The sequence below is a fragment of the Burkholderia sp. AU4i genome (assembly GCF_000466765.1).
Lineage (GTDB): Bacteria > Pseudomonadota > Gammaproteobacteria > Burkholderiales > Burkholderiaceae > Burkholderia > Burkholderia cepacia.
Genome location: NZ_ASSI01000061.1, coordinates 59645 through 69436, shown reverse-complemented (window position 1 = coordinate 69436; position 9792 = coordinate 59645). Strand labels below are relative to the sequence as shown.

Annotated in this window: 9 protein-coding genes and 1 pseudogene; 4 read left to right on the top strand and 6 right to left on the bottom strand. The window is 66.5% G+C overall.

Translation table 11 applies throughout. From position 1 onward, the window contains the following. Positions 1-64: 64 nt before the first annotated feature. On the bottom strand, positions 65-829 hold the full coding sequence (locus L810_RS14945; RefSeq protein WP_042974816.1) for a DUF899 domain-containing protein: 765 nt from the start codon (positions 827-829) through the stop codon (positions 65-67). 114 nt (positions 830-943) lie between these two features. Between L810_RS14945 and L810_RS14940 the strand changes: the two are divergent. The 3 genes and pseudogenes from L810_RS14940 (at position 944) to L810_RS14930 (ending at position 3892) form a co-directional block, all read left to right on the top strand. Next, positions 944-2049, top strand: a pseudogene (locus L810_RS14940) (helix-turn-helix domain-containing protein). A 31-nt stretch (positions 2050-2080) separates the two neighbouring features. Beyond that, positions 2081-2764, top strand: a complete 684-nt coding sequence (locus tag L810_RS14935; protein WP_042974823.1) for a Vgb family protein — start codon at positions 2081-2083, stop codon at positions 2762-2764. Between the two features lie 132 nt (positions 2765-2896). Beyond that, a complete protein-coding gene (locus tag L810_RS14930; RefSeq protein ID WP_021159123.1) occupies positions 2897-3892 on the top strand; it encodes a DMT family transporter in 996 nt (331 codons plus the stop codon). 54 nt (positions 3893-3946) lie between these two features. On the opposite strand, the gene L810_RS14925 is transcribed toward L810_RS14930, so the two are convergent. Together L810_RS14925 and L810_RS14920 are read right to left on the bottom strand one after the other, a co-directional pair. Then, a complete protein-coding gene (locus tag L810_RS14925; protein ID WP_021159122.1) occupies positions 3947-4270 on the bottom strand; it encodes an RnfH family protein in 324 nt (107 codons plus the stop codon). 4 nt (positions 4271-4274) lie between these two features. Then, the gene (locus L810_RS14920; RefSeq protein WP_021159121.1) at positions 4275-4712 is read right to left on the bottom strand and encodes a type II toxin-antitoxin system RatA family toxin; all 438 of its coding nucleotides are present in this window, start codon (positions 4710-4712) and stop codon (positions 4275-4277) included. A 98-nt stretch (positions 4713-4810) separates the two neighbouring features. Here L810_RS14920 and smpB point away from each other — a divergent pair, with 98 nt between their 5' ends. Next, positions 4811-5257, top strand: a complete 447-nt coding sequence (smpB, locus tag L810_RS14915) for an SsrA-binding protein SmpB (protein WP_006478511.1) — start codon at positions 4811-4813, stop codon at positions 5255-5257. A 247-nt stretch (positions 5258-5504) separates the two neighbouring features. Here smpB and L810_RS14910 read toward each other — a convergent pair whose 3' ends face one another. The 3 genes from L810_RS14910 to ppsA all read right to left on the bottom strand — a co-directional run bounded on the left by L810_RS14910 (position 5505) and on the right by ppsA (position 9516). Then, positions 5505-6440, bottom strand: coding sequence for an SPFH domain-containing protein (locus tag L810_RS14910; RefSeq protein WP_014896750.1), 936 nt, complete (start codon positions 6438-6440; stop codon positions 5505-5507). A gap of 33 nt (positions 6441-6473) precedes the next feature. Beyond that, the gene (locus L810_RS14905) at positions 6474-6908 is read right to left on the bottom strand and encodes an NfeD family protein (RefSeq protein WP_042974814.1); all 435 of its coding nucleotides are present in this window, start codon (positions 6906-6908) and stop codon (positions 6474-6476) included. Positions 6909-7113: 205 nt separating this feature from the next. Beyond that, positions 7114-9516 (bottom strand): phosphoenolpyruvate synthase, encoded by a 2403-nt coding sequence (gene ppsA / locus L810_RS14900; protein WP_021159118.1) that lies wholly within the window; start codon positions 9514-9516, stop codon positions 7114-7116. Positions 9517-9792: the final 276 nt, after the last annotated feature.

The window sequence follows — 9792 nt, the reverse complement described above, 5'->3', positions numbered from 1 at the left end:
TGCGTCGCCGGCCGGCGGCCGCGCCATCGCCCGCCCCACCCGCCCCCGCCCGTCGCCGGCGCGCTCAGCCGCGTGCGTACTCGTCATGACGGCGCCACCACGGTCCGGCCTCGTTGCGTCCGCGCGGCGCGCGATCGAGCCACTGGTACATCCCCCACAGCCCGTCGAGCCCGCGCGCATAGGTGGAGTACGTGTGATAAACGGCGCCGTCCTCGCGCACGAACGCGCTCATCCCCGGCCGGTCGAGCGAATACGTGAGCGCATCGGTGCCGCACGTCGCAGCGAACTGCACGACGGGTGCCGGCGGCGGATCCATGTCCATCGCGTGACCGGCCAGCGCGTAGTTGTATTCGACGGCGCCCGCGCGCTGCTGCGTTTCGGTGAACGACACATTGAAGTCGAAGTTGAAATCGCTGCCGACCGACGACGCCCACGGGAAGCGCCATCCCATCCGCTGCCGGTAAGCGAGGAGTTTCGCGAGCGGCGCACGCGACACGGCGGCGAGCGTCACGTCGTGGTTCGCCAGGTGCACGGCGAAGCCGTCGAAACCGTCGGCGAGCGCCGAACACGACGGGCAGCCTGCCTTGTAGTCGGGGCCGAACATGAAGTGATAGACGAGCAGTTGCGAACGGCCGCGAAACAGGTCGCCGAGCGTGGCCTGCCCGTCTTCGGTGTCGAACCGGTAGGTCTTGTCGACGCGTACCCAGGGCAGCGCCTGGCGCCGCCGCGCGAGTTCGTCGCCTTGCCGCGTCAGCGCCTTTTCCGCGTCGAGCAGCGCGCGCCGCGCGGCCAGCCATTCGTCGCGTGTTCCGGTGAGATGGGTCGTCATTGCGGGTTCCTCCTTCCGATGGGTATCCGGGCACGGCGTCCGGTGCCGTGTGCGTGGTGCTAGATTAGTGGCGGGCATCGGGCCGGAGGGAGTGACAAGTGTGTCGGGATTCGGATGGATTCGCTGATCACGGCGGCCGCGCGCGCGCTCGCGGCCGGTGACGCGCTCGGCGCGCTGAACCGCGTCGCGCTGCGCGACGATGCGCCGGCGCTCGCGCTGCGCGGGATCGCGATGGCGCAGCTCGGCGATTTCGAACGCGCGCGCACACTCGTGCGCGGCGCCGCACGCGCGTTCGGCACCCGGGAGGCCGTGGCGCGTGCGCGCTGCGTCGTCGCGGAAGCGGAGATCGCGCTCGCATCGCGCGACTTGCGCTGGCCGACACGCGCGCTCGATGCCGCCTGTGCGACGCTCGACGCGCACGGCGACCGCGCGAACGCCGCGCACGCGCGCTACCTCGGCGTGCGACGGCTGCTGCTGGTCGGCCAGCTCGACGACGCCGAGCGGATGCTCGCGAATCTCGATCCCGCACCGCTGCCGGCTGCATCGCGATGCCGGCCGCGATCGACACCGCGGCACGCGTGCTCGACGCACCGGCCGCGCGCCTCATCGCGCGCGGCACGTCGCGGCTCGTGCCGCTCGACGAAGTCGAGACGCTGTTCGCGTCGAACGCACTCGTTGTCGATGCGTGCCGCCACACGGTGCGCGACGCGCGCACGACCGTGTCGCTCGCGCGGCGGCCCGTGCTGTTCGTGCTCGCCCGCGCGCTCGGCGAGGCATGGCCGGCCGACGTGTCGCGAAACGCGCTCGTCGCGGCCGCGTTCCGCGCGAAACACGCGGACGAATCGCATCGCGCGCGCCTGCGCGTCGAGATCGGCCGGTTGCGCGCGGTGCTGCGGCCGCTCGCAAACATCGTCGCGACGCCGCGCGGCTTTGCGCTCGAACCGCTCGGCGTACGCGAGACCGTCGTCCTCGCGCGCCCGGTCGACGATCGCCACGCAGCCGTGCTCGCGCTCCTCGCCGATGGCGAAGCATGGTCGAGTTCCGCGCTGGCGCTGGCCCTCAGCGCGAGCCAGCGCACCGTGCAGCGCGCGCTCGACGTGCTCGCCGAAGCCGACAAGGTCCAGGCGCTCGGCCGGGGCCGCGCGCGCCGCTGGATGACGCCGCCGCTGCCCGGTTTCGCGACGACCTTGTTACTCCCTGCCCCGCTGCCGGGAGATTAGGATGACCTCACCGAACGACGAGGTGACGAACATGAAACGCTCCAGTGCAGAGATCCTTCGCGAATACGGCCCGTTTCCCGGGGTCGACGGCGTACACGGCGTCACGTTCGACGGGAAGTACGTGTGGTATGCGTCCGGCGACAAGCTGAATGCGCTCGACCCGGAGCGCGGCACGACCGTCCGCTCGATCGACGTCGCCGCACACGCGGGCACGGCGTTCGACGGCCGCCACCTGTACCAGATCGTCGAGGACCGCATCGAGAAGATCGACCCCGAATCGGGCCGCGTGCTCGCGACGATTCCCGCTCCCGGCGGCGGCGGCGATTCGGGGCTGGCATGGGCCGAAGGCGCGCTGTGGGTCGGCCAGTACCGCGATCGCAAGATTCATCAGGTGGATCCGCAGTCGGGCGCCGTGCTGCGCACGATCGAGTCGAACCGCTTCGTTACCGGCGTGACGTGGGTCGACGGAGAGCTGTGGCACGGCACCTGGGAAGCCGACCAGGCCGACTTGCGGCACGTCGATCCGCGCACGGGCCGGGTGCTCGAGCAGATCGACATGCCGGCCGGCGTCGGTGTGTCGGGGCTCGAATCCGACGGCCGCGACCGCTTCTACTGCGGCGGCGGCAACAGCGGCACGTTGCGCGCCGTGCGGCGGCCCGTGCGGGCGCGGGTGCCGGGCGACGGTGCGGCGACGCCCGATCCGGCTGACGACTGATCCGCCGCCTGCCGCGATCGCTGCTGCGCGCGGCCCACCCACCGGCCTGCACCGAGTGCAGGAATGAACAAGACGACGCCGCGACGGCGTCGCTAAGATGCGCGCTCGTCAGTCATGTGTTCGGAGCGGTCGATGCAGCGCGGTGTGGTCTATGGTGTCCTGGCAGGTGCCCTGTGGGGCATGGTGTTTCTCGTTCCGCGGCTGCTGACCGACTTCTCGCCGCTGCTGCTGAGCGCCGGCCGCTATGCGATGTACGGTCTCGTGTCGCTCGCGGCCGCGCTGCCGGCCGCCCGCTCGCTGCTCGCGCGGCTGACCCGCGAGGATCTCGTCGCGCTGGTCAGGCTCGCCGTCATCGGCAACGTCGCGTACTACATGCTGCTGTCCGCTGCGGTGCACCTGATCGGCATCGCACCCAGCTCCCTGATCGTCGGCGTGCTGCCCGTCACGGTGACGCTCGCCGGCCTCGGCGACCACGGCGCCGTGCCGCTGCGCCGGCTCGCCGCCCCGCTGGCGCTGGTGATCGCGGGCATCGTCTGCATCAACGTCGACCTGTTCACGTCCGAGGCCGCGCATGCGACGACGCTCGGCCAGAAACTCGCCGGCATCGCCTGCGCGGCGGGCGCGCTCGCGAGCTGGACCTGGTATGCGGTCGCGAACGCACGTTATCTGCAGCGCCATCATCGTTTCGGCGGCAACGAGTGGTCGGTGCTGTGGGGTGTCGTGACGGGCCTGATCGGAGGGCTCGTCTGGATCGCGATCCTCGCGCTGCCGGCCGGCACGTTCCAGGAAGCGGTGCCCGCGTCGCGCTGGCAGTTGTTCTGGCTGCTGAACCTCGTGCTCGCGATCGGTGCGTCGTGGCTCGGCAACGGGCTGTGGAATGCGGCGTCGACGCGGCTGCCCCTCACGCTGTCGGGCCAGCTGATCGTGTTCGAAACCGTATTCGCGATGCTTTACGCGTTCGTGTACGACCGGCGGATGCCGCATGCGCTCGAGATCGCCGCGCTGGTGCTGCTGCTCGCCGGCGTCTATGGATCGGTGCGCCGGCATGGCGACACGCCCGCCGGCGGCGGGACGTCGGGAAGCGCGGCGGCAAACGCACCTGCAAACGCGAATGCCGCAGCCCGCTGAACGCCGCGACATTTGCTCAGAAGAATCGTGTTGAAGGACGCGGATCGCTCCGCGTCAACGCGCGTCCTTGTGCATCCACTTGCGGCCCTCGATGGAGCCGTCGCGGCGCGACTTGTCGACGCGCCGCTGGCGCGCGAGCTTCGGATCGACGATCAACGGGCGGTAGATCTCGACGCGGTCGTGGTCGGCGAGCAGCGTGTCGAGCGGCGCAAGCTTCCCGTACACGCCCGTCTTCGCGTTCGCGAGATCGATTTCCGGATGCAGCGCGAGCACGCCGCTCGCATCGATCGCCGAACGAACGGTCGCCCCTTCGGGCAGCGACAGCGGAATCAGCGTCTGACGATCCGGCAGCGCGTAGCAGACTTCGATCGACAGCATCGCGTCACCCCTTCCCGTAGCGCTGGTCGGCGCGCTTCACGAACGAATCGACGAACGTGTTCGCGATGTGGCTGAACACCGGCCCGATGATCTTCTCGAGCAGGATGCTCGAAAACTCGTAGTGCAGCGCGAATTCGATCTTGCACGCATCGGCACGCAGCGCCGTGAAGCGCCACGAGCCCGTGAACTTCTTGAACGGGCCGTCCGTGAACTCCATGTCGATCCGCGTCGGGCGCTGCTGCGTGTTGCGCGTCGCGAAGTGCTGCTTGATGCCCTTGAAGTTGATGTCGATGCGCGCTTCCATCCCGCTCTCGTCCTGACGGCGAACCTCGACACCGCCGCACCAGGGCAGGAAATTGGGGTAATCGGCCACGTCGGTGACGAGGTCGAACATCTGTTCCGCCGAATGACGGATCAATACGGTTTTCTGGACATCTGCCATAAATCGCGCGGCATCGCTCAAGGTGGGAACGCAAGCCGGGCGATTCCCGCCCCGCTTTGCTAAAATCGTGATTTTAAACGAGTTGGCCCGATCCTTTCATGAGCATCATCGACAACAGGAAAGCGCACTTCGATTATCACATCGAGGAACGCTACGAGGCGGGGCTCGTGCTCGAGGGCTGGGAAGTCAAGGCGCTGCGCGCCGGGCGCGGCCAGATCAAGGAAGGCTACGTCGTCGTGAAGAACGCCGAGATCTTCCTGATCGGTACCCATATCAGCCCGCTGCCCGAAGCCTCGACGCACATCAAGCCCGACCCGGTTCGCACGCGCAAGCTGCTGCTGCACCGCGAGGAAATCAAGAAGCTGATCGGCAAGGTCGAGCAGCGCGGCTACACGCTCGTGCCGCTGAACTTCCACTACAAGGGCGGTCGCGTGAAGTGCGACATCGCGCTCGCGAAGGGCAAGAAGCTGCACGACAAGCGCGAAACCGAGAAGAAGCGCGACTGGGAACGCGAAAAGGCACGCATCATGCGCGCCGGCACCTGACGCGCGACGCACCCACGCAAACGACACGGCCCGCTCGAAGCGGGCCGTGTTGCTTTGGACTGCGTGAATCGCCGATGCCGGCTGCGCGGCGGCTGAGGCGGCGCGGCTGAGGCGGCTTTCGGCACGCCCTACCGCCTGCGTCGACTGAAGAAAGGTGCCGCGGGCATCATCCGCGCCCCGGCTGCGCGACGATTCGCCGCACACCGATCGCACGCGGCGCGCCCTTCGCTCACCGCGTACGTCCGACTCAGGCCTTCCCGCCCGAGGCCGCCCCCGCGTTCTTGACGATCGTCAGCGCCGACGAGATCGCGGTGCCGAGATCCGACAGGTTCGACGGCACGATCAGCGTGTTGCCCTGCTTCGCGAGATTCGAGAACGCCCCGACATACTGTTCGGCGACCTTCAGGTTCACCGCATCCATCCCGCCCTGCGACTGGATCGCGTTCGCGATCTTCTGGATCGCCTGCGCGTTCGCCTCGGCCACCGCCAGAATCGCAGCGGCCTCGCCCTGCGCCTGGTTGATCGCAGCCTGGCGCTCGCCTTCGGATTTCTGGATCGCCGCTTCGCGCGCGCCCGACGCGAGGTTGATCTGCTCCTGCTTGCGGCCTTCGGATGCGGCGATCAGCGCGCGCTTTTCGCGCTCCGCGGTGATCTGCGCCTGCATCGCATGCAGGATTTCCTTCGGCGGCGTCAGGTCCTTGATCTCGTAACGGAGCACCTTCACGCCCCAGTTCGCCGCGGCCTGGTCGAGCGCCGACACGATGTTGTGGTTGATGAAGTCGCGCTCCTCGAACGTCTTGTCGAGCTCGAGCTTGCCGACCACCGAACGCAAGGTCGTTTGCGCGAGCTGCGTGATCGCGAGCACGAAGTTGCTCGACCCGTAAGACGCCTTCATCGGATCGGTCACCTGGAAGTACAGCACGCCGTCGACTTGCAGCTGCGTGTTGTCGCGCGTGATACAGACCTGGCTCGGCACGTCGAGCGGGATTTCCTTCAGCACGTGCCGGTACGCGATGCGATCGACGAACGGCAGCACGATATTCAGGCCGGGCGACAGCGTCGCGTGATAGCGCCCGAAGCGCTCGAGCACCCACGCATGCTGCTGCGGCACGATCTTCACCGTCTTCGACACGATCACGATCGCGATGACGAGCAGGACAACCCAGATGATCAGCGAATCCATGAAATATTCCCTCCTTGTTGTATCGGCGGACGATCAGCCCGCGGGTTTCGCCACGACCACGAGACAATTGCCGCGCACGGCACTCACCTGATACACGTGCACATCGTCGCGCTCGCCGTGCGCGAGTTCGACGTCCCAGTCGGCGCCGCGATACTGCACGCGCGCGCGGCCGTCGCGCCACGCATCGACCGTCACGGTCGAGCCGATATCGAGATTGACGTCGGGATTCGTCGACGTGTCGCGCTTCTGCTTGCGGCCGAGCCCCGAGCGGCGCAGCGCGATCATCGCGACGATCGCAACCGCGGCCGCCGCGCCGAACTGCACGTGCGGCGCGAAACCGGCCAGTTGCAGCAAGCCGCCCGCGAGAAAGCCGAGTGCGATCATCAGCAGGTAGAACGTGCCCGTCAGCAGTTCGGCCACGACCAGCACGCCCACCGCGATCCACCAGAACAGATGCCCCGACATCATTTTGGCCTCCAGAAAAACGCCCCCGATACTCACTATATTCGCTGCCGCGAGCGGAGGCGACCGGCACGCCCGGATCGGCACGTTGCGTACCGACAAATAAAAACACCCCGGTGCGTACCGGGGTGTTTATAACACGAACCTTGCATTTTGCCTTCAACGAAAGCGCGGCGGCACCGCGCTTTCGCCGAAGCGGCATCGCCGACCGTTACTTCCGGTTGGCGGCGAGCGCCTGCCACGTATCGATGATCGTGTCGGGGTTCAGCGAGATCGACACGATGCCTTCGTCGGTCAGCCATTGCGCGAAGTCCGGATGATCGGACGGGCCCTGGCCGCAGATACCGACGTACTTGCCCATCTTGCGGCAGGTATCGATCGCGCGCTTCAGCAGGAACTTGACGGCCGGGTCACGTTCGTCGAAGTCGACAGCCAGCAGTTCCATGCCCGAATCGCGGTCAAGGCCGAGCGTGAGCTGCGTGAGGTCGTTCGAGCCGATCGAGAAACCGTCGAAGTGTTCCAGGAACTCTTCGGCGAGGATCGCGTTGGTCGGGACTTCGCACATCATCACGAGGCGCAGGCCGTTTTCGCCGCGCTTCAGGCCGAACTTCTCGAGCAGGCCGACGACACGCTCCGCCTGCTTCACGGTACGCACGAACGGCACCATGATCTCGACGTTGGTCAGGCCCATCTCGTCGCGCACGCGCTTCAGTGCACGGCATTCCATCTCGAACGCCTGCGCGAAGTCTTCGGCGATGTAGCGCGATGCGCCGCGGAAACCCAGCATCGGGTTTTCCTCGTCCGGCTCGTAACGCGAACCGCCGATCAGCTTCTTGTACTCGTTCGACTTGAAGTCGGACAGGCGCACGATCACGGGCTTCGGATAGAACGCCGCCGCGATCGTCGCGACACCTTCCGTCAGCTTGTCGACGTAGAACTGACGCGGCGATGCGTGACCGCGCGCGACGCTCTCGACGGCCTTCTTCAGGTCCTGGTCGATGTTCGGGTACTCGAGGATCGCCTTCGGGTGAACGCCGATGTTGTTGTTGATGATGAACTCGAGACGCGCGAGACCCACGCCGCCGTTCGGCAGTTGCGAGAAGTCGAACGCGAGCTGCGGGTTGCCGACGTTCATCATGATCTTGACCGGGATTTCCGGCAGTTCGCCGCGCTGCACTTCCGTGACTTCCGTCTCGAGCAGGCCGTCGTAAATCTTGCCTTCGTCGCCTTCCGCGCACGACACGGTGACGAGCGCGCCGTCCTTCAGGATGTCGGTCGCATCGCCGCACCCGACGACTGCCGGCACGCCGAGCTCACGCGCGATGATCGCCGCGTGGCAGGTCCGGCCGCCACGGTTCGTGACGATCGCGGCCGCACGCTTCATCACCGGCTCCCAGTTCGGGTCGGTCATGTCGGCCACCAGCACGTCGCCCGGCTGCACGCGTTCCATTTCCGACGGATCCTGGATCACGCGCACGGGGCCCGCGCCGATCTTCTGGCCGATCGCACGACCCGTCGCGAGCACCTGCGACTGGCCCTTCAGCTTGAAGCGCTGCTCGGCCTTGCCGGTTGCCTGGCTCTTCACGGTTTCCGGGCGTGCCTGCAGGATGAAGATCTTGCCGTCGCGGCCGTCCTTGCCCCACTCGATGTCCATCGGACGCTGATAGTGCTTCTCGATGATGACCGCGTACTTCGCCAGCTCGATCACGTCTTCGTCGGTGATCGAGTAGCGGTTGCGCTGTTCGTGCGGCACGTCGACCGTCTTCACGCGGCCCGGCTCGCCCGGCTGCGTGAATTCCATCTTGATCAGCTTCGAGCCGATCGAGCGGCGGATGATCGGGTACTTGTCCTGTGCGAGCGTCGTCTTGAACACGTAGAACTCGTCCGGGTTCACCGCGCCCTGCACGACGGTTTCGCCCAGGCCGTAGCTCGACGTGATGAACACGGCGTCCTTGAAGCCCGATTCGGTATCGATCGTGAACATCACGCCGGCCGCGCCGACGTCCGAGCGGACCATGCGCTGCACACCGGCCGACAGCGCGACTTCCGCGTGCGTGAAGCCCTTGTGCACGCGGTACGAGATCGCGCGGTCGTTGTACAGCGACGCGAACACGTGCTTCATGCGGTCGAGCACGTCTTCGATGCCGACGACGTTCAGGTACGACTCCTGCTGACCGGCGAACGATGCGTCGGGCAGGTCTTCCGCGGTAGCGGACGAACGCACGGCGAACGACAGCTCGCCCGGCGAGCCGTTCTTCAGGATGTCGAACTGCTCGCGGATTTCCTGCTCGAGACGTGCCTGCATCGGCGCATCGACGATCCACTTGCGGATTTCCGCACCGGCTTCGGCGAGCGCCTTCACGTCGTCGATGTCGAGCGACTCGAGACGCTTGGCGATGCGGTCGGTGAGGTCGTTGTGCTTGAGGAAATCGCGGAACGCGAGCGCGGTCGTGGCGAAACCGGTGGGTACGCGAACGCCTGCTTCGGAAAGCTGGCTGATCATTTCGCCAAGCGACGCATTCTTGCCGCCGACGATTTCCACATCGGTCATCCGCAACTGCTCGAACGGAATTACATACGCCTGGTCCTTTGCGACGTTTGCTGCGTTAGTCATACAAGCCCCTAAGTGTGAAAAAAATGCTCGATTGCGCAAGTGGGCTCGGACGCGGGCGCTTGCAAAAAGGCGCGGCGCGTCTTGCGCAACCTGTTGGAGAAACACTCGCAGCGGCGAAAATCTTCCGACCCGATTTGCAAAAATCCCGGCAGAAGGGCGATATTTGCAGACAAATCGCCAAACTTGCCGGGAATTATGGAATCGAGCGGCAAAGCCTGGGGCGCCGTTCGCGCCCCGCCCCCGCAATTGCTTATCCAACAGGTTGCCGCTATTCTA